General features: G+C 71.2%; 14 protein-coding genes. 10 read left to right on the top strand and 4 right to left on the bottom strand.

Features of this window, described 5'->3' with window-relative positions; translation table 11 throughout:
• Positions 1–95 precede the first annotated feature (95 nt).
• The gene (locus ACIF9R_RS04845) at positions 96–1,859 is read right to left on the bottom strand and encodes a lytic transglycosylase domain-containing protein (RefSeq protein WP_399974393.1); all 1,764 of its coding nucleotides are present in this window, start codon (positions 1,857–1,859) and stop codon (positions 96–98) included.
• A gap of 284 nt (positions 1,860–2,143) precedes the next feature.
• Between ACIF9R_RS04845 and ACIF9R_RS04840 the strand changes: the two genes are divergently transcribed.
• Positions 2,144–3,019, top strand: coding sequence for a DUF4184 family protein (locus ACIF9R_RS04840; RefSeq protein ID WP_399974390.1), 876 nt, complete (start codon positions 2,144–2,146; stop codon positions 3,017–3,019).
• Here ACIF9R_RS04840 and ACIF9R_RS04835 read toward each other — a convergent pair.
• Complete coding sequence (locus ACIF9R_RS04835; protein WP_399974388.1) at positions 2,934–3,359, bottom strand: hypothetical protein; 426 nt, start codon at positions 3,357–3,359, stop codon at positions 2,934–2,936. The genes ACIF9R_RS04840 and ACIF9R_RS04835 overlap by 86 nt on opposite strands.
• Before the next feature lie 458 nt (positions 3,360–3,817).
• The gene (locus ACIF9R_RS04830) at positions 3,818–4,660 is read right to left on the bottom strand and encodes a helix-turn-helix transcriptional regulator (RefSeq protein WP_399974385.1); all 843 of its coding nucleotides are present in this window, start codon (positions 4,658–4,660) and stop codon (positions 3,818–3,820) included.
• A gap of 259 nt (positions 4,661–4,919) precedes the next feature.
• Between ACIF9R_RS04830 and ACIF9R_RS04825 the strand changes: the two genes are divergently transcribed.
• Complete coding sequence (locus ACIF9R_RS04825) at positions 4,920–5,957, top strand: aldo/keto reductase (RefSeq protein ID WP_399974382.1); 1,038 nt, start codon at positions 4,920–4,922, stop codon at positions 5,955–5,957.
• 230 nt (positions 5,958–6,187) lie between these two features.
• Here ACIF9R_RS04825 and polA read toward each other — a convergent pair whose 3' ends face one another.
• Positions 6,188–8,914, bottom strand: coding sequence for a DNA polymerase I (gene polA, locus ACIF9R_RS04820; protein ID WP_399974379.1), 2,727 nt, complete (start codon positions 8,912–8,914; stop codon positions 6,188–6,190).
• A 479-nt stretch (positions 8,915–9,393) separates the two neighbouring features.
• Between polA and ACIF9R_RS04815 the strand changes: the two genes are divergently transcribed.
• The 8 genes from ACIF9R_RS04815 to ACIF9R_RS04780 all read left to right on the top strand — a co-directional run bounded on the left by ACIF9R_RS04815 (position 9,394) and on the right by ACIF9R_RS04780 (position 19,804).
• Positions 9,394–11,673 carry an FdhF/YdeP family oxidoreductase gene (locus ACIF9R_RS04815; protein WP_399974377.1) on the top strand — a complete coding sequence of 760 codons (2,280 nt, stop codon included), beginning with the start codon at positions 9,394–9,396 and terminating at the stop codon, positions 11,671–11,673.
• Positions 11,674–11,729: 56 nt separating this feature from the next.
• Positions 11,730–12,212, top strand: a complete 483-nt coding sequence (locus tag ACIF9R_RS04810; protein WP_399974374.1) for a PaaI family thioesterase — start codon at positions 11,730–11,732, stop codon at positions 12,210–12,212.
• A gap of 953 nt (positions 12,213–13,165) precedes the next feature.
• Positions 13,166–13,768 carry a Tat pathway signal sequence domain protein gene (locus ACIF9R_RS04805; protein ID WP_399974371.1) on the top strand — a complete coding sequence of 201 codons (603 nt, stop codon included), beginning with the start codon at positions 13,166–13,168 and terminating at the stop codon, positions 13,766–13,768.
• Between the two features lie 287 nt (positions 13,769–14,055).
• Entirely contained in the window at positions 14,056–15,288 is a 1,233-nt protein-coding gene (locus ACIF9R_RS04800; protein WP_399974369.1) for a branched-chain amino acid ABC transporter substrate-binding protein, read from the top strand.
• 115 nt (positions 15,289–15,403) lie between these two features.
• A complete protein-coding gene (locus tag ACIF9R_RS04795; RefSeq protein WP_399974366.1) occupies positions 15,404–16,336 on the top strand; it encodes a branched-chain amino acid ABC transporter permease in 933 nt (310 codons plus the stop codon).
• A 5-nt stretch (positions 16,337–16,341) separates the two neighbouring features.
• Positions 16,342–18,168, top strand: a complete 1,827-nt coding sequence (locus ACIF9R_RS04790; protein ID WP_399974363.1) for a branched-chain amino acid ABC transporter permease — start codon at positions 16,342–16,344, stop codon at positions 18,166–18,168.
• Positions 18,169–18,173: 5 nt separating this feature from the next.
• Entirely contained in the window at positions 18,174–19,091 is a 918-nt protein-coding gene (locus ACIF9R_RS04785) for an ABC transporter ATP-binding protein (protein ID WP_399974360.1), read from the top strand.
• Positions 19,088–19,804, top strand: coding sequence for an ABC transporter ATP-binding protein (locus tag ACIF9R_RS04780; protein WP_399974356.1), 717 nt, complete (start codon positions 19,088–19,090; stop codon positions 19,802–19,804). The genes ACIF9R_RS04785 and ACIF9R_RS04780 overlap by 4 nt, the downstream gene beginning before the upstream one ends.
• The last annotated feature ends 8 nt before the right edge of the window (positions 19,805–19,812 follow it).

Here is a 19,812-nt window from a genome sequence, read left to right as displayed (position 1 = left end):
CCGCGCCGCTGCGGGCACGCGTGAGGGCGCCCCCTCCGTGGTGCGTGGGGGCGCCTTCGCGCGCGTGCCGTACCGTCCGGTTCCGTGCCGTGCCGTCAGGCGGTGGGGCTCGCCGACGGGGCCGGGGACGGCGCCTCGGTCTCCGTCGCCGCCGCCACGGTCAGTTCGACCGTGAGGGTCGCTCCGCCCGCGGTGGTGACGCGGAGCAGGAACGTGCCGGTGGTGTCGTCCGCGTACAGTTTCGGCAGCTTCAGCAGACCGTTCGCGTCGGTCCTGAGACCGCTCAGCGTGCGGACCGCCTTGCCGTCGGCGTCCTTGAAGTAGGGGCCCTTGTCGTTCTCGGCCGGGTCGTCGGCGGACCTGACCAGCGTGGCGGTGGCGGCGACCTTGTCGGCGACCGCCCCGTCGTAGGTGGCCTTCAGCTCGACCGGCTCGGCGAACTCGCCGCCCGGGGTGCAGGTCAGTGCCGCGTCGCCGGTACGGACGAGGGTGTCGGCGGCTCGTTCGGTGACCGTCGCCTTGTAGACGACGCCCGGTACCTCACGGCCCACGACGACGGCACGGACCGCGAACACGCCGGTCTTCTCCCCGGCCCGGAGCGCGGGCGCCACGGCCACGCCCGAGCTGTTGGTGACGACGGTGGCCACGCTCTCGCCGCCGGAGAAGGTGGCGTCGGTGTCGCCGAGGACGCTGAAGCGGATCCGCACCTTGGCCACCGCCTTGCCGGCTGCCGTCTCCGCGCGGGCACTGACCCTGTCGGTGAAGACGTCGCCGGCCATCGCGGTGAGCGTCGCGGAACCCGCGTCCTCCAGGTGGTCCACCGTGTCGGTCGGAGTCGGAGGGGTGGTGCTTGGCGGAGTGGTGGGCGGCGGAGTGGTGGGCGGCGGAGTGGTCGGGCTTCCGGAGCCGGGCGGCTTCGGACTCGGAGTCTGGCCGGAGCCGCCCGGCCTGGTGGGCTCGGGGTTGGGCTTCGGTGACGAGGTGACCGGTGCCTTCGGGGAGGGCGAGGGACGGGTCGTCGTGTCGTCGCTGCGTCCCCCGGGCAGGGCGCCGGTGCCGTCCGGAACCTCGTGGGTGCCCTTGCGGTAGTACTCCAGCCACGACAGGACGGTGTTCAGATAGTCCGTCGAGTTGTTGTAGCTGAGGATCGCCTTCCTGAGGTCGCCGCGGTCGGACAGGTCCCAGTCGAAGCGGCACAGGTAGTGACCGGCGGAGAGGGCGGCGTCGTAGATGTTGTTCGGGTCCTTGCGGCCGTCGGCGTTGCCGTCGCGGCCCGCCCAGTCCCAGGTGGAGGGGATGAACTGCATGGGGCCGACGGCCTGGTCGTAGGCGCTGTTGCCGTCGTAGGCGCCGTTGTCGGTGTCCTTGATGAGGGCGAAGCCGTTGCCGTCGAGCTGGGGGCCGAGGATCGGGGAGAGCGTGGTGCCGTCGGCGTCGACGTTTCCGCCGCGGGCCTGACCGGACTCCACTTTGCCGATGGCGGCCAGGAGTTGCCAGGGCAGGTGGCAGCCCGGCTTCTTCTCGCGCAGTGCGGCCTCGGCCTGCTTGTAGGCGTCGAGGACGGTCGCGGGTATGCCCGCCTCGGCCTCGCCCGAGGCGACCGTCTCCGTAGCGGAACTCGGTGAGGGATTCGGGCTGTTGAGCGGGGGCAGGTCCGTGTAGTACGGCGAGTTGCCGGTCGCGCTGCCGCCGTCGGCGGCCTCCTCGGGCGAGGGCGTGGCGTCGGAGGCGGACCGTCTGCCCTGGTCGTCGAGGGTCACACCCGGGGCCTGGGAGGCGGACAGGGCCGCCACCGCTGCCGCGGCCAAAGCGGTGGTCGCCGCTCCCTTGCGCAGCCGCCTGCCGAAATGCGCCGCCATAGAGTGAACCCCTCCCGAGGACGCTGTGGCGCCCGTCAACGTGTGCTGTGCCCGCCCTGTTGTGACGATCTCGCCGCCCCGCCGGTTGCGCGTACGGCCGTGCGGCATGGCGACCCTCGCGACCCTACGACAACTTCCTTTGCGCGGACACCTGTTCATGACCGATATTCACCGGTTGGCCACGTTCCCGCCGCGATCGGGCCAGGAGGGGAGTCCCGCATACTGGGGCCCACCGATCGACGGCCTCCGACGGGCCCGGTCAACACGTGCCGCGAGGAGCCGAGTTGCCGTTCACGCTGAGCCATGCGATGGCGGTGCTGCCGGCGGTGCGCGCCGACGGGAGCGGCCGGGGCACCCTGGTCCCCTCCGTACTCATCGCGGGCAGCTTCGCTCCCGACATGACCTATTACGCGGCGAGTGTCCTGTCGGGAGCCATGGAGTTCGGCGATGTGACGCATGCCTTCCGGGGTGTGTTCACGGTCGATGTGCTCATCGCCTGGGCACTGGTGGGGTTGTGGCTGCTGGTCCGCGAGCCGCTGGTGGCGCTGTTGCCGCGAGCACGGCAGGGGCGGGTGGCGACGCTGGCGCGCTGTGGTGCGCCGCGGGCGCGCGTGCGTTTGTCGCTGGTGGCGCGCTGGTACGTCTCCGCGGTGCTGGGGGCGCTGACGCATGTCGTCTGGGACGCGTTCACCCATCCCGACCGGTGGGGGATGCGGGTGTTTCCCGTACTGGGCGAGGAGATCGCGGGGTCGCCGCTGTACTGGTACCTGCAGTACGGCGGTTCAGCGGTGGCGGCGGTCGTGGTCGCGTCGTTCGTCGCGCGGGCGCTGCGCCGGGTGGTGCCCGGGGGTGCCGGGGCGGCGGGACCGGCGGGGGTGCCGGTCCTCTCGGCCTCCGACCGGTGGGGGGCCGTCGCGCTGCTGGGCGGGTGTGCGCTGGGGGGTGCGGTGCAGCGGGCCTCGCGGTGGTGGGCCTACTGGGGCGCGGCCGCGAAGCCCTGGGAACTGATCCCCACGGTGTGCTTCGGCGCGGGCGCGGGACTGGTCCTCGCTCTTCCGCTGTACGCCCTGGCCGTCAGGGCGTGGCGTCCGGCCGGCCGGGCCACGGCGGGCCCTGCGGACGGCGGTACGCGGCGGCCGGACCGTACGGTCGCACGCTGAGGGTGTCGCTCGCGGCGACGAACACGGTGACGGTACGGACGGGGCGGGGCCGGGACAGCAGGGTGACCACGAGGGTAAGACGGGCGCGGGCCAGTTCGGCCCACAGCCTCCAGGGTGCCCGCTCGCCGGTGGAGGTGCGGTCGTCCGGCCGGCGGCCGGCGGTGAGGCGGCGGCCGAGGTCCGCGGTGGCGTGGCGCAGCGCGGTCGTGAGGGTGACGGGGATGCGGGCGGTACTTGCGGCGGCCGCGAAGACCGGAGCCGGCGGAAACGCCTTGAGAGGGGGTCCGTCGGCGTCGGCCCGCGGGGGTGCCGCTGTGCGATGCAGCATGCGTATACCCATGCGTCGCATCCTGTCGGCCGCCCCGGCCGACGGCGTCTCCGCGGGGGCCACGCGAGTGACGTTCCCTCCGGGGGGGTTCGACGGGGGGCACCCTTGCCCGGGGGGCGACACCACGCGAGAGCCGCCCCGGCCGACGGCATCCCCGCAAGGGCCACGCGAGTGACGTTCCCTCCGGGGGGTTCGACGGAGGGGGACCCTTGCCGGGGGGCGACACCGCGCGGGCCCGGCCCCGGCGCGGGCACTGCCGTGCCGGGGCCTTGGTCCGGCGTGTCGACCGTCAGGCTGCGACGGAAGCGGTCCGTCGGGGGCCGCGGCAGCCGCCCGTCTGGCCCGGCGTGCATCCCGGGCCCGGCCGTCGATGTCGACTGTGCGCAGGGAAGCGGAGGGCGATGTCGGCGACCGGGCGCGGCGCCCAGGCGTATCGCTGCTGCGGGCGCCGACGGGGCCTGCGTGGTCGTTCAGCCGCGGGTCAGGTCCTGGATGCCGACCACGCGCAGCAGCTCCAGCCGCTCGTGGGAGTCGCTGCCCGGGCGGGCGGTGTGGACGATCAGTCGCTGGTCGTGCTCCGGGGTCAGCAGTACCTCGCAGTCCAGCTCCAGCGGGCCGACGACCGGATGCAGGAAGCGCTTGACGTCGGCGCGGCGGACGGCGACGTCGTGGGTGTCCCACAGCGCCGAGAACTCCTCGCTCCGGGCGCGGAGCCGGCGTACGAGCTCCGCCGGCCGCGGGTCGTCCGGGCGGCGGGCGAGTGTGGCGCGCAGGTCCGCCACCGCCGTGCGGGCGGCGCGGTCACGGTCTTCGGCCGGGAAGAGTTCCCGCGCGGACGGGTCCGTGAAGTAGCGCCAGGCGATATTGCGCTCCGGCTCGGGGCGGGCGGACGCGTCACCGTGGAGGGCTTTGGCCATCGCGTTCTGCGCGAGGATGTCGCCGCGGTCGCTCACCACCTGGGCGGGAGTGTCGGTCAGCCGGTCGAGGACGAGGAGCAGGCCGGGACGGACGTGCTCCGTGGCCGTCTGGTTGCGTGGGGGCTCCTCGCCGGCCAGATGGAAGAGGTGGTCCCGTTCGTCGCCGGTCAGCCGCAGCGCGCGGGCGACGGCGGCGAGCATGTGACGGGACGGGCGTGAGCCCCTGGCTTGCTCCAGGCGCGTGTAGTGGTCGGTGGACATGCCCGCCAGCTGCGCCACCTCCTCGCGGCGCAGTCCCGGGGTGCGGCGCCGCGCGCCCTGCGACAGCCCCACGTCGGCAGGGGCGAGTCGGGTACGGCGGTGGCGCAGGAAGTCGGCCAGTTCGGTTCTGTCCACCGCTCCACCATGCCCCGCGGCGCCGGACGCAGCCAGGGACAGCCCGTCCCTGGACAAGGACGTCTCTCCCGCCGGGGCCCGCACCACCGCACGCTGGAAGCCGGCCCGGCGGACCGGCGGCGCCCTGCGGGTGCGACGGGACGAGCACCGTGCCGCGTGGCACACGCGGTGCCCGCCCGACGGTCGTATCCCGTCGTTCGCGGGTTTGCCGGTGTTCCGAATGATCCGGATCTTTTCGTGAGAGAAAGGCATGGTTCGCATGCGGTACCGCACGCTCGGCCGGACCGGTATCAAGGTCAGCCCTTATGCACTCGGCGCGCTGATGTTCGCCACGTCCGTCGGCAACCCCGACCCCGACGAATCGGCCCGCATCATCCACAAAGCGCTGGACGCGGGCATCAACCTCATCGACACCGCCGACGCCTACCGCGACTCCGAAGACATCGTCGGCAGGGCGATCAAGGGGCGCCGGGACAACGTCGTCCTGGCGACCAAGGTGAGCATGCCGATGGGCGACGACCCCAATCAGCAGGGCGCCTCGCGGCGCTGGATCGTGACCGCGGCCGAGAACTCGCTGCGCCGCCTGCGGACCGACCACATCGACCTCTACCAGATCCACCGGCCCGACCCCACCACGGACATCGAGGAAACGCTGTCCGCGCTCTCCGACCTGATCCGCAGCGGGAAGGTCCGTGCGATCGGGACGTCCACCATGCCGGCTTCCGACATCGTCGAAGCCCAGTGGGTCGCCGAACGGCGCGGCCTGACACGGTTCCACACCGAGCAGCCGCCGTACTCGCTGCTCAACCGCGGCATCGAACGCGAGGTGCTGCCGACCGCGCAGCGCCACGGGATGGGCACGCTGGTGTGGGGCCCGCTCGGGCAGGGACTGCTCACGGGACGCGTCCGCAAGGGCGGGCCGAACGAACTCCGCCGCGCAGGCTTCTTCAAGCACCTGGGCGACGAGCACCGTCTCGACACCGTCGAGCGGTTCATCTCGCTCGCCGAGGAAGCGGGCCTGCCGCTGACCCACCTCGCCATGGCCTTCGCGATCGCCCATCCCGGGGTGACCAGCGCGATTGTCGGACCGCGCACGATGAGCCACCTCGACGACCTCCTCGGGGGCGTCGACGTGGCCCTCACCGACGACATCCTCGACCGGATCGACGAGATCGTCCCGCCCGGCACCGACGTCGGCACGCTCGACCAGGCCTACGTGCCACCGGCTCTCCAGCAGACGCACCTGCGCCGACGACCCGTCAGCGAACGCACCGCCGCCCACCCTCACGCCGCCTGACCTCCAACGGCCCGGGATGTCCGGCACATCCCACCACCGACGTCAGGGGGGCTCCTCCCGACTGACAGCAGGCGCCGGAGGCGAGGCGTCGCCGGGAGGAGGTCAGCCCCTGCCTGGCAGCGCCAGGCGGTAGTCAGGGACGCGGGGCCGGCAGCCCCGGTATCAGCGAGCGGGCCGCTCACCCGACGGGCGGCACGTCGATTGCGCGGCCAACGACGCGGGACGAGTCACTAGTGCGCTGCCGACTCCCAGTCCGGGCCCGCGCCCACCGAGACGCCCAGGGGGACCCGGAGCCGGACGGCGGTGGCCATTTCCCGGCGGACCAGGTCCTCCACCGTCGCGCGCTCGCCCGGGGCGAGTTCCAGGACGATCTCGTCGTGGACCTGGAGGAGCATGCGGGAGCGCAGGTCCGCCTCGCGCAGTGCGCGGTCCACGTTCAGCATGGCGATCTTGACGATGTCCGCCGCCGTGCCCTGGATCGGTGCGTTGAGCGCCATGCGCTCGGCCGCCTCGCGGCGCTGACGGTTGTCGCTGTTGAGGTCGGGCAGGTAGCGGCGGCGGCCGAACAGCGTCGCCGTGTAACCGGTCGCCCTCGCCTCGTCGACCACCCGGCGCAGGTAGTCCCGTACGCCGCCGAACCGCTCGAAGTACGCGTCCATCAGGGCACGCGCCTCGGCCGCCTCGATGTTCAGCTGCTGGGAGAGGCCGAACGCCGACAGCCCGTACGCCAGGCCGTACGACATCGCCTTGATCTTGCGGCGCATCTCCGCGTCGACCGCGGACTGCTCGACCGAGAACACCTGGGCGGCCGCCGTGGTGTGCAGGTCCTCGCCCGAGGTGAACGCCTCGGTCAGGCCGGCGTCCTCGGAGAGGTGCGCCATCACGCGCAGCTCGATCTGGCTGTAGTCGGCGGTCAGGAGGGACTCGAAGCCCTCGCCGACGACGAAGCCACGGCGGATCGCGCGGCCCTCGTCCGTGCGGACCGGGATGTTCTGGAGGTTGGGGTCCGTGGAGGACAGACGGCCCGTCGCCGCGACGGTCTGGTTGAACGTGGTGTGGATGCGGCCGTCCGCGGCGATCGTCTTGATCAGGCCCTCGACGGTGACCCGCAGCTTCGCCTGCTCCCGGTGACGGAGCATGATCACCGGCAGTTCGTTGTCGGTCTGGCCCGCCAGCCAGGCCAGCGCGTCGGCGTCCGTGGTGAAGCCGGTCTTCGTCTTCTTCGTCTTCGGCAGGGCCAGCTCACCGAAGAGAACCTCCTGGAGCTGCTTCGGCGAGCCCAGGTTGAACTCGTGCCCCGCCGCCGCGTGCGCCTCCTTGACCGCCTGCTGCACGGCGCCGGCGAACATCTGCTCCATGGCCTGGAGGTGCTCCCGGTCGGCGGCGATGCCGTGCCGCTCCATGCGGGCCAGCAGCGCGGACGTGGGCAGCTCCACGTCGCGGAGCAGATCCGCCGCGCCCACCTCCTCCAGGCGCCCCTCGAAGGTCTCGCCCAGGTCGAGGATGGCGCGGGCCTGCACCATCAGCGCCTCGGCCTCCGCGCCCTCGTCCGCGCCGAAGGCCAGCTGGCCGTCGGGCGCGGCGGCGGGCGCCAGCTCGCGGTGCAGGTATTCCAGGGACAGCGCGTCCAGATCGAAGGAGCGCCGGCCCGGCGTCACGAGGTACGCGGCGAGGGCGGTGTCCATCGTGACGCCCTCGATGCTCCAGCCGTGCTCGGCGAAGACACGCATCGCGCTCTTGGCGTTGTGGAACACCTTGGGGCGCTCCGCGTCGGCCAGCCACGCGGCGAACGCCTGCTCGTCGGTCTCGTCCAGCTCGGAGGGGTCGAACCAGGCGGCCGGTCCGGCGGCCGCGGCCAGCGCGATCTCGGCGACCGAGCCGGTACCGAGGGCCCAGGTGCCGACCGTGGCGACCCCGAGGGGGCCGGTGCCGTGCTCCGCGAGCCAGCCGGTCAGGTCGCCGGTGCCCAGCACCGTGCCGTCCAGCTCCACGCCTTCCGCGACGACCGGGCTGGTCTCGGCCTCCTCCGCGCCCGGGTCGACGGCGAACAGGCGCTCGCGCAGCGAGGGGTTCCTGATCTCCAGGGTGTCCAGGATCATCGCCACGGCCTTGCGGTCGTAGGCGGTCCGCTCCAGGTCGGGGACGGCCCTGGGCAGCTCGACCCGGCGCTCCAGCTCGGTGAGCCTGCGGTTGAGCTTGACGGACTCCAGATGGTCGCGCAGGTTCTGCCCGGCCTTGCCCTTGACCTCGTCGACGCGCTCGACCAGTTCGGCGAAGGAACCGAACTGGTTGATCCACTTCGCGGCGGTCTTCTCGCCGACGCCGGGGATGCCGGGCAGGTTGTCGGAGGGGTCGCCGCGCAGCGCGGCGAAGTCGGGGTACTGGGCCGGGGTCAGGCCGTACTTCTCGAAGACCTTCTCCGGGGTGAAACGGGTCAGCTCGGAGACGCCCTTCGTCGGGTACAGCACCGTGGTGTGCTCGGAGACGAGCTGGAAGGAGTCCCGGTCGCCGGTGACGATCAGTACCTCGAAGCCCTCGGCCTCGGCCTGGGTGGCGAGGGTGGCGATGACGTCGTCCGCCTCGAAGCCCTCGACGGCGAAGCGCTGCGCGTTCATCGCGTCAAGCAGCTCGCCGATCAGTTCGACCTGGCCCTTGAACTCGTCCGGGGTCTTGGAGCGGTTCGCCTTGTACTCGGTGAACTCCTCCGAGCGCCATGTCTTGCGGGAGACGTCGAAGGCGACGGCGAAGTGGGTGGGTGCCTCGTCACGGAGTGTGTTGGCCAGCATCGACGCGAAGCCGTAGATCGCGTTGGTCGGCTGGCCCGTCGCGGTGGTGAAGTTTTCCGCGGGCAGCGCGAAGAACGCGCGGTACGCGAGTGAGTGCCCGTCCATGAGCATCAAGCGGGGGCGGGGGCCGCCGGGGGTCTGGTCGGTCGTCTTCGATGCTGTGTCTGCCACGTGTCCGATCCTGCCATGTGCCACTGACAGTCGAGGGCGGCCATGTGGGGTGAGGTGGATTCGCCCCCTCCGCCCCTTCCCATTCCCCTCCCGGCCCCGGCGGGCCGGGCCCCTGACCCTCCGGGGGCCCTACGGGCACCGTCCGACGGCGTCCCGCCGCGTGGTGCAGCCGATCAACCCGGCGTGATCTGCCGGTCGCGGCACGAGTCGTCTTCGCCGGAGGTCCCGTTGCGGCTTGCCGAACCGGGACCGGCGATGATCGCGCGACGGACCTCGGCGGCACGTATCGGACGGCTCCGACGCGGAGGCGACAGACCGTGATCGGCACACCACGACGGCGGACAGGACCCCTCGTCCTCAGCCGCCGGGCCGGCCGAAAGGCGGGTGCGGGCGGGCCGGAAGGCGTACTTCGGGCGGGTTGATGGGGCGTGGGAGGATCGGAGACATACCTCACACGTGTGCGTGGACAGGAGTGCGCGATGCCGACGAAGCCGCCGAAGGGCGATCCGGTTCAGGACGCCCCGCAGGTCGCCGAGCCGAAGCGGACGGCCGCCGGGCTCCCCGCGATCGGCCACACCCTGCGGATGGCCCACCAGCAGATGGGCGTCAAGCGCACGGCACTGACGCTGCTCAGCGTCAATCAGAAGGACGGCTTCGACTGCCCCGGCTGCGCCTGGCCGGACCCGGAGCACCCGCACAAGGCGGAGTTCTGTGAGAACGGCGCGAAGGCGGTGGCCGAGGAGGCCACCCTGCGCCGGGTCACCCCGGAGTTCTTCGCCGCGCACCCCGTCGCGGATCTGGCCGGCCGCAGCGGCTACTGGCTGGGGCAGCAGGGGCGGCTGACGCACCCCATGTACCTCCCCGAGGGCGGCGAGCGCTACGAGCCGGTCACCTGGGAGCGCGCCTTCGACATCGTCGCCGAGGAGATCACCGCCCTCGGCTCCCCCGACGAGGCCGTCTTCTACACCTCGGGCCGCACCAGCAACGAGGCCGCCTTCCTCTACCAGCTGTTCGCCCGCGAGCTCGGCACCAACAACCTGCCGGACTGTTCCAACATGTGCCACGAGTCGTCCGGCTCGGCCCTGTCGGAGACGATCGGCGTCGGCAAGGGCAGCGTCCTGCTGGAGGACCTCTACCAGGCCGATCTGATCATCGTCGCCGGACAGAACCCCGGCACCAACCATCCGCGCATGCTGTCCGCCCTGGAGAAGGCCAAGGCGAAGGGCGCGCGGATCGTCAGCGTCAACCCGCTGCCCGAGGCGGGCCTGGAACGCTTCAAGAACCCGCAGACCGCCAAGGGGCTCGCCACCGGCACGGCCCTGACCGATCTGTTCCTGCAGATCCGCCTCGGCGGCGACCAGGCCCTCTTCCGCCTCCTCAACCGGCTGATCCTGGACACGCCGGGCGCGGTGGACGAGGAGTTCGTACGCGAACACACGCACGGCTACGAGGAGTTCAGCGAGGCCGCACGCGGCGCCGACTGGGACGAGACGCTCACCGCGACCGGTCTGACGCGCGGGGACATCGAGCGGTGCCTGCGGATGGTCCTCGAATCCGAGCGCGTCATCGTCTGCTGGGCGATGGGCCTCACCCAGCACAAGCACTCCGTGCCCATCATCCGGGAGATCGTCAACTTCCTCCTGCTGCGCGGGAACATCGGCCGTCCCGGCGCGGGTGTGTGCCCGGTGCGCGGTCACTCCAATGTGCAGGGCGACCGCACCATGGGCATCTTCGAACGCCCCGCGCCGGCGTTCCTCGACGCCCTGGAGAAGGAGTTCGGCTTCGCGCCGCCGCGCGAGCACGGATACGACGTCGTACGGGCCATCCGCGCGCTGCGCGACGGGAAGGCGAAGGTCTTCTTCGCCATGGGCGGCAACTTCGTCTCCGCCTCCCCCGACACGGAGGTCACCGAGGCCGCGATGCGCCGGGCCCGGCTGACGGTGCATGTGTCCACCAAGCTGAACCGCTCGCACACCGTCACGGGCGCGCGTGCGCTGATCCTGCCGACGCTGGGCCGCACCGAGCGCGATGTGCAGGGCACGGGCGAGCAGTTCGTGACGGTCGAGGACTCCATGGGCATGGTGCACGCCTCGCGCGGTCGCCTCGAGCCGGCGGGCGGGCAGTTGCTGTCCGAGCCGGCCATCGTGTGCCGGCTGGCCCGCCGTGTGCTCGGTGAGGGCAGCACGGTGCCGTGGGAGGAGTTCGAGAAGGACTACGCGACGATCCGCGACCGCATCGCGCGGGTGATCCCCGGCTTCGAGGACTTCAACGCGCGCGTGGCGCGTCCCGGGGGCTTCGCACTCCCCCACGCCCCGCGCGACGAGCGCCGCTTCCCCACGGCCACCGGCAAGGCCAACTTCACCGCCGCGCCGGTCGAGTACCCCGAGCTGCCGGAGGGCCGGCTGCTGCTGCAGACGCTGCGGTCGCACGACCAGTACAACACCACGATCTACGGCCTCGACGACCGCTACCGGGGGATCAGGAACGGCCGCCGCGTGGTGCTGGTCAACCCCGAGGACGCGCGGGAGCTGCGGCTCGCGGACGGCGGTTACGTCGATCTGGTCGGGGAGTGGAAGGACGGCGTGGAGCGCAGGGCTCCCGGGTTCCGTGTCGTGCACTACCCGACGGCGCGGGGCTGCGCGGCGGCGTACTACCCGGAGACGAACGTCCTGGTGCCGCTGGACGCCACCGCGGACACCAGTAACACCCCGGCCAGCAAGTCCGTGGTGGTGCGTCTGGAACAATCGGCGACCGACTGAGCGTTCGCTCAGCAGACAGCCGTACCGACGCACGACGAAACGAATGGAGCCGGCCCATGGGAGAGCAGCAGCAGGTGAAGTTCCCGCAGGGGGTCATCGACGAGTACGCCGCGCTCGGCGTCGATCTGCCGGCCCTGTTCTCCGCGGGCCACCTGGGCACGCGGATGGGCGTGCAGATCCTGGAGGCCTCGGCGGAGCGGGTCGTCGGGACGATGCCGGTGGAGGGCAACACCCAGCCTTACGGGCTGCTGCACGGCGGCGCCTCCGCCGTGCTGGCCGAGACGCTGGGGTCGGTGGGCTCGATGCTGCACGGCGGCAGCTCCAAGATCGCGGTCGGCGTCGACCTCAACTGCACGCATCACCGCGGAGTCCGTTCCGGCCTGGTCACCGGAGTCGCCACGCCCGTGCACCGGGGGCGGTCGACGGCGACGTACGAGATAGTCATCACCGACGAGGCGGACAAGCGGGTGTGCACGGCGCGGCTGACCTGCCTGCTGCGGGACGCCGGGCCCGGCGAGGCGGTACAGGCGGCGGGCTGACCGGCCCTGCCTCGTGGTGCGGGGCCACCCGCCCCGCCCCACGAGCCCGCCCCACCCCACGGGCCCGCCCGCGCCCCAGCGCCGCCCCACGAGCCCGCGCGCACCGCGCCGGCGCCCCCCTCCACCCGGCATCCCACGTGTCCGCCCGGACCCGCTGTACCGCACCCCCACACCCGCCCGTCCGGACCATGGGACCGCCCCGCGTGACACGTCACGCGCACCGGACGCGCGCCCCTGCCGAAGGGCCGCGCCGCCCCGCACCACGCGAGCCTGTCCGCGCCGCGGCCCCGCGCGCACCGCGCCACGGTTCTTCGACCACCGAGCGTCTCCACGTGACGACACACCCACCCGCACGCGAGCCCCTCACCCGCCCCTCCGTACCCCGCGCCCCCGCGCCCCCGCGCCCGTGTGCGCCACCCCGACCCCGACCGCTCCAGGGCCCCGGCCGCCCGGCCCTCGTCGCGCAGCGCCATTGCCTCCGGCGCACGGGCGCCTTAGCGTTCGGGCATGCGACGGGGAGGCGCCTCTCGGGCGCGGGCGGGGGCGTTCGGTCTGCCCCTCACGGCCGCGCCGCCGACGGACTCGGCGATGACCGGGTGCGGCGCGACGGATTCCGGCCACGTGCGAAGAGTTCCGTCGGCCGAGGGCGGAGCCGGGGCGGCCGGCCGCGGTCGCGCCTCCTTACCGTCACCCCACGTGACATCCGGCGCGGCCCCGTGCACGAAGAGCGCCGGTCACCGGTCGCGCCGGGTTCTCGACGGCCGTGTCGACGGCGGCCACCCGTCCATGGGGCTGCCCGGCGGGGCATACCACGTCCTGCGCGAGGCGGCCCGTTCCGCACGGACGGCGAGGCGCCAAGGAGCTTCCGCGATGCGGCAGTTGACCGACCGTGAGGCGCGAGAGGGCCCCCGCGCGCGGCACCGCGCCGGCGGACCGGACGAAGGGCCCCGGCGATGAGCGGGGTCGGCCCCGTCGAGCCCGAAGAGGGCACCCACGTCCTGGACGTCTCCCCCGCGTCCCGCCCCCGGCGGAGCGGCTACGCACGGAAGTTCGAGCGGCACCGCAGGACCGTGTCGGCCGGCCTCCTCGCCGCCGCCGTCCTCACCGGCGGCGGCTACCTCTACATCACCCGCCCTCGCCCCGAACCGCCGCCCGAACCGCCGTACCCGAGCCAGGTGACGGCCTTCGCCTACCTGAAACCGCGGCCCGCGGATCCCGACACCGCCCCGCCCGGCTTCACTTTCGAGGTCGAGATGAGAACGGAATCCGGCCCTCCGGTCACCGTGACCCGGATATCCCAGCCGTACGCGGGGCTGTCCGTGACCTCCAGCCCACGCGTCCCCTTCCGGACGAAAGCAGGATCCCCCCGCAAGATCACCATCACCATGCGGGTGACGGAATGCGGAAAAGTGCCACGGAATGCCGGACTGCCTTTCCTGGATGTAACTCTGCGTAATGCGCGCGCAATGGAGGTACACAGCTTCATCCTCGGGTCCCCGTACGCGCGGGACCTCTCCCGAGCCCTACAGGTAGCCTGCGGCAACGATTCGAGGTAATCACCAAAACCGCCGAGACGCCTGAACCGACCCCTCCGGGTCCTGCGGTTTCTCACCATCCGGACAGAACAAATCGGCCAGAATTCTGCCCTTCCCCCCACGACGTACCGCTCTGCAATACGTCGTGTCATAACAAGAGCGTCACAGCCTTGGCCAGGGTCTCCTCCGTATTCCCGACCCGGCTTAGAGTCACGGCCAGTCACCGCGCCGCCTGATTCTCACTTCGGCCCAGCGCTCGACTCGGCCGTTTCCACCGGGAAGCGGCTGTCAGGGGAAAGGACTGGATCGTGCGTCAACGTTCGCTCATAGCCATCACCGCCGCGCTGGCGGCGGGAGCGCTCACCCTCACTGCCTGCGGCTCACGCGACGACGACGGCGGCGGCTCGGACTCCGGCAACGGTGGCACCACCGTGGTCATCGGCGTCGACGCGCCGCTGACCGGCGACCTGTCCGCGCTGGGCCTCGGTATCAAGAACTCCGCGGACCTCGCGGCCAAGACCGCCAACAAGGAGAAGTACGTCGAGGGCATCACCTTCAAGATCGAAGCCCTCGACGACCAGGGTCAGGCCTCCGTCGGCCAGCAGAACGCCACCAAGCTCGTCGCCAACGACGACGTCCTCGGCGTCGTCGGCCCGCTGAACTCCTCCGTCGGCGAGTCCATGCAGAAGGTCTTCGATCAGGCCAAGCTGGTCGAGGTCTCCCCGGCCAACACCAACCCCGCCCTGACCCAGGGCGTGAAGTGGCAGACCGAGAAGGTCCGGCCGTACAAGTCGTACTTCCGCACCGCGACCACGGACGCCGTTCAGGGCCCGTTCGCCGCGCAGTACGTCTTCAACGACGCCAAGAAGAAGAAGGTCTTCGTCATCGACGACAAGAAGACCTACGGCGCCGGCCTCGCCGCCACCTTCACCGACGAGTTCAAGAAGCTCGGCGGCAAGGTCGTCGGGACCGAGCACATCAACCCCGACAGCAAGGACTTCAACGCTGTCGCCACCAAGGTCAAGAACTCCGGCGCCGACGTCGTCTACTACGGCGGCGAGTACCCGCAGGCCGGTCCGCTGAGCAAGCAGATCAAGGAAGCCGGCGCCAAGATCCCGCTGGTCGGCGGGGACGGCATCTACAGCGGCGACTTCATCAAGCTGGCCGGCGCCGCCGGCACCGGCGACCTCGCCACCTCGGTCGGCGCGCCCGTCGAGGAGCTCCCCTCCGCCAAGGAATTCGTCGCCAACTACAAGGCCGCCGGATACAAGGAGGCCTTCGAGGCGTACGGCGGCTACTCGTACGACTCCACCTGGGCGATCATCGAGGCCGTCAAGAAGGTCGTCGAGGACAACGACGGAAAGCTCCCCGACGACGCCCGCGCCAAGGTCGTCGACGCCATGCAGAACGTCTCCTTCGACGGTGTGACCGGCAAGGTCGCCTTCGACGAGTTCGGTGACGCCACCAACAAGCAGCTCACCGTGTACTCCGTCAAGGACGGCGACTGGGCCACGGTGAAGTCCGGCACCTTCACCGGCTGATCCACGCCCGCACCACTCCCACGAGCCGCGCGGGGCGCTGTTCCACTGGCGCCCCGCGCGGACTCGGTTCCGGCCCCATCCGTCGAACTATTCCGAAAGTCTCGGAGGACATGCGGTGAACGAACTGCCGCAGCAGCTGGTCAACGGCCTGCTACTGGGATCCATGTACGGGCTGATCGCCATCGGCTACACGATGGTCTACGGCATTGTCCAGCTCATCAACTTCGCGCACGGTGAGATCTTCATGGTCGGCGCCTTCGGCGCGCTGACGGTACACATGTACCTCCTGCCCGACGGCACCTCCATCTGGGTCGCACTGCCCCTGATGCTGCTCGGCGCCATGATCGTCTCCGTCCTGGTCGCCATCGGAGCGGAACGGTTCGCCTACCGCCCGCTGCGCGGCGCCCCCCGCCTCGCCCCGCTCATCACCGCGATCGGACTCTCGCTGGCGCTCCAGCAGGCGATCTGGGCGTTCTACCCCAACGCGAAGTCCAAGCTCGCCTTCCCGCAGATCGAGGGCGGTCCCTTCACCGTCGCCGGCGCGACGATCCAGACCGGCGACATCTTCCTGCTCATCGCCGCCCCGGCCAGCATGGCCTTCCTCGCCTACTTCGTGATGCGCACCCGCACCGGACGCGGCATGCAGGCCACCGCCCAGGACCCGGACACCGCCAAGCTCATGGGCGTCAACACCGACCGCATCATCGTGGTCGCCTTCGCCCTCGGCGCCATCTTCGCCGCCATCGGAGGCGTCGCCAGCGGCCTGAAGTACGGCCAGATCGACTTCAAGATGGGCTTCATCCTCGGCCTCAAGGCCTTCACCGCTGCGGTCCTCGGCGGCATCGGCAACATCTACGGCGCCATGATCGGCGGTGTGGTCCTCGGCGTCGCCGAGACCCTGGCCACCGCCTACATCGCCGACATTCCGGGCCTGGGTCAGTTCGGCAGCCAGTCCTGGGCCGACGTCTGGGCCTTCATTCTCCTCATCCTCGTGCTCCTGTTCCGGCCGCAGGGCCTGCTCGGCGAGCGCGTTGCGGACAGGGCGTGACACCGATGACGACACAGACCACCGCTTCGACCAGCCCGGCCGCCCCGGCCGCGAGCACCCCCACCGGCCTCATCGGCATCCCCCCGCAGCTCGGCCGCGCCCTCGCCACCGGCGGCAGCGCCCTGGCCGTCGCCTCCACCTTCCTCGCGTGGACCTGGACCGCCGAGTTCCCCGGCGATCTCACCTTCTACGGCTATCCCGGCGGACTGCAGGTGCTCGTCCTCGTGGGCGCCCTGCTCTCCACGCTGTTCGCCGTCGCCTCCTACGGCGTCAAGGGACTCGGCTGGCTCACCCCGGGCGGCGCCGACGCGGCCCTCAAGTACGCCGTCCTGGGCACCTTCGCCACCGCCTGGTACACGATCCTCGCGATCAGCTTCAAGCTCGGCGGCCTGGTCAACCTCGAACCCGGCGGCTACATTGTCGCCGCCGCCACCCTGGCGGCACTCGTCGGCGCCCTGGCCCTCCCCTTCGAGCGGCCCGAACCCGACCCCATCGACCCGGACGACAGCTCCTGGGAGCAGTTCAAGCACGACCTCGGCCAGCGCTGGGCCACCCTCCGGGCGGCCTTCGCCGCCGGCAGCCCGCGCCCCGTGCGCACCCTGCCGTCCTACGCCGAGATCCTGATCATCGTCGGCATCCTGGCGGTCGCCCTGGTCGTCTTCACCTACGGCATCGGTACCGAGTACGACGAACTCTTCGTCGGCTTCCTCATCACGGCCGGTTTCGGGTTCACCGCCCTGCACCGTGCGGGTCTGATCAGCCATGCCTCACAGATCACCGCGCGCCACACCAACATCACCGTGTGCGGCGCCTTCATCGCGGCGGCCTGCTTCCCCTTCACCCAGACCGACGACCAGTACGCCACCCTCGGCGTCTACATCCTCATCTTCGCCACCGTCGCCCTCGGTCTGAACATCGTCGTCGGACTCGCCGGCCTGCTCGACCTCGGCTACGTCGCCTTCCTCGGCGTCGGCGCCTACGCGGCAGCCCTCGTCTCCGGCTCCCCCAGCTCGCCGTTCGGCGTCCACTTCCCCTTCTGGGCCGCCGTGCTCGTCGGGGCGGTCGCCTCGCTCGTCTTCGGCGTGCTCATCGGCGCCCCGACCCTGCGGCTGCGCGGCGACTACCTCGCCATCGTGACCCTCGGCTTCGGTGAGATCTTCCGGATCGCGGCCAACAACACCGACGGCACCTCCGGGCCGGACCTCACCAACGGATCCAACGGCATCGCGTCCATCCCGGACCTGAAGATCCTCGGCTTCGACCTCGGGGTCCAGCACGACATCGCCGGTTTCACCATCGGCCGGTTCGCCAACTACTTCTTCCTGATGCTGCTCATCACGGCCGTCGTCGTGCTGGTCTTCCGGCGCAGCGGGGACTCCCGCATCGGCCGGGCCTGGGTCGCCATCCGCGAGGACGAGACGGCAGCCGAGGCCATGGGCATCCACGGCTTCCGGGTCAAGCTCATCGCCTTCGCGGTCGGCGCCACCCTCGCCGGCCTCGCCGGAACCGTCCAGGCGCACGTCACCTACACGGTGACCCCCGAGCAGTACCTGTTCGCCGGCACCACCCCGCCCAACTCCGCCTTCCTGCTCGCCGCGGTCGTCCTCGGCGGCATGGGCACCATCGCCGGACCCCTCATCGGAGCGGCGCTGCTCTTCCTGATCCCCAACAAGCTCCAGTTCCTGGGTGACTTCCAGCTCCTCGCCTTCGGTCTCGCGCTCGTCCTGCTGATGCGTTTCCGTCCCGAGGGCCTCATCCCCAACCGGCGCCGCCAACTGGAGTTCCACGAAGAGGCCGACGCGCCCACAGTCCTGAGCAAGACAGGGGCCTGACCACCATGACCACCGACACCACCACGAAGGACACCGCCCCGGGCGCACCCGCCCCCGGCACCCCCGTCCTCGACGCACGCGGCGTGACCATGCGCTTCGGCGGCCTCACCGCCGTCCGCGACGTCGACCTCACCGTCAACAGCGGCGAGATCGTCGGACTCATCGGCCCGAACGGCGCCGGCAAGACCACGTTCTTCAACTGCCTCACGGGCCTCTACGTCCCGACCGAGGGCGAGGTCCGCTACAAGGACAAGGTCCTGCCGCCCAAGTCCTTCAAGGTCACCGCCGCCGGCATCGCGCGGACGTTCCAGAACATCCGGCTCTTCGCCAACATGACGGTCCTGGAGAACGTCCTCGTCGGCCGCCACACCCGCACCAAGGAGGGCTTCTGGTCGGCCGTCCTGCGCGGACCCGGCTTCCACAGGGCCGAGGCAGCCTCCCGCGAACGGGCCATGGAACTGCTGGAGTTCGTCGGCCTCGCCGCCAAGGCCGACCATCTCTCGCGCAACCTCCCCTACGGTGAGCAGCGCAAGCTGGAGATCGCCCGCGCCCTCGCCAGCGAACCCGGCCTGCTGCTCCTCGACGAGCCCACCGCCGGCATGAACCCCCAGGAGACCCGGGCGGCCGAGGAACTCATCTTCGCCATCCGCGACCAGGGCATCGCCGTCCTCGTGATCGAGCACGACATGCGGTTCATCTTCAACCTCTGCGACCGTGTCGCCGTCCTCGTCCAGGGCGAGAAGCTCATCGAGGGCGACCCGGCCACCGTGCAGGGCGACGAACGCGTCATCGCCGCCTATATCGGTGAACCCATGGAGAACGACCCCGGCGCCGCCGAAGCCGCCGAGGTCGAGGCCGCCGAAGCCGCCGCCGAAGCCGCCGCCGCTACGGACGCCGCGCCCGGCAAGGAGAACGACCGATGACCGCACTCCTCGAGGTCGAGGACCTCAAAGTCGCCTACGGCAAGATCCAGGCCGTCAAGGGCATCTCGTTCAGCGTCAACGCCGGTGAAGTGGTCACCCTCATCGGCACCAACGGTGCCGGCAAGACCACCACCCTGCGCACGCTCTCCGGGCTGCTCAAGCCCGTCGGCGGCCAGATCAGGTTCGAGGGCAAATCCCTCAAGAAGATCCCCGCCCACAAGATCGTCTCCCTCGGGCTCGCCCACTCCCCCGAGGGGCGGCACATCTTCCCCCGCATGACGATCGAGGACAACCTGCGCCTCGGCGCCTTCCTGCGCAGCGACCGGGCGGGCATCGACAAGGACATCCAGCGCGCCTACGACCTCTTCCCCATCCTCGGGGAACGCCGCAAGCAGGCCGCCGGAACCCTCTCCGGTGGTGAGCAGCAGATGCTCGCCATGGGCAGGGCGCTGATGTCCCAGCCCAAGCTGCTCATGCTCGACGAACCCTCGATGGGCCTCTCGCCGATCATGATGCAGAAGATCATGACGACCATCGCCGAGCTGAAGGCCCAGGGCACCACCATCCTGCTCGTCGAGCAGAACGCCCAGGCCGCCCTCTCCCTGGCCGACCACGGTCACGTCATGGAGGTCGGCAACATCGTCCTCTCCGGCACCGGTCAGGACCTCCTGCACGACGACTCCGTCCGCAAGGCCTACCTCGGCGAGGACTGAGGCACCCG

It is taken from the genome of Streptomyces sp. NPDC086080 (genome assembly GCF_044540255.1).
In the GTDB taxonomy this organism is placed as follows: domain Bacteria; phylum Actinomycetota; class Actinomycetes; order Streptomycetales; family Streptomycetaceae; genus Streptomyces.
This window is presented reverse-complemented; position numbering and strand designations above follow the sequence as displayed.

What these genes read in the sequence shown, in the direction of transcription:
- ACIF9R_RS04845 (WP_399974393.1), bottom strand. Translation starts at nt 1,859, where the DNA reads ATGGCGGCGCATTTCGGCAGGCGGCTGCGCAAGGGAGCGGCGACCACC.
- ACIF9R_RS04835 (WP_399974388.1), bottom strand. Translation starts at nt 3,359, where the DNA reads ATGGGTATACGCATGCTGCATCGCACAGCGGCACCCCCGCGGGCCGAC.
- ACIF9R_RS04825 (WP_399974382.1), top strand. Translation starts at nt 4,920, where the DNA reads ATGCGGTACCGCACGCTCGGCCGGACCGGTATCAAGGTCAGCCCTTAT.
- ACIF9R_RS04815 (WP_399974377.1), top strand. Translation starts at nt 9,394, where the DNA reads ATGCCGACGAAGCCGCCGAAGGGCGATCCGGTTCAGGACGCCCCGCAG.
- ACIF9R_RS04810 (WP_399974374.1), top strand. Translation starts at nt 11,730, where the DNA reads ATGGGAGAGCAGCAGCAGGTGAAGTTCCCGCAGGGGGTCATCGACGAG.
- ACIF9R_RS04805 (WP_399974371.1), top strand. Translation starts at nt 13,166, where the DNA reads ATGAGCGGGGTCGGCCCCGTCGAGCCCGAAGAGGGCACCCACGTCCTG.
- ACIF9R_RS04790 (WP_399974363.1), top strand. Translation starts at nt 16,342, where the DNA reads ATGACGACACAGACCACCGCTTCGACCAGCCCGGCCGCCCCGGCCGCG.
- ACIF9R_RS04785 (WP_399974360.1), top strand. Translation starts at nt 18,174, where the DNA reads ATGACCACCGACACCACCACGAAGGACACCGCCCCGGGCGCACCCGCC.
- ACIF9R_RS04780 (WP_399974356.1), top strand. Translation starts at nt 19,088, where the DNA reads ATGACCGCACTCCTCGAGGTCGAGGACCTCAAAGTCGCCTACGGCAAG.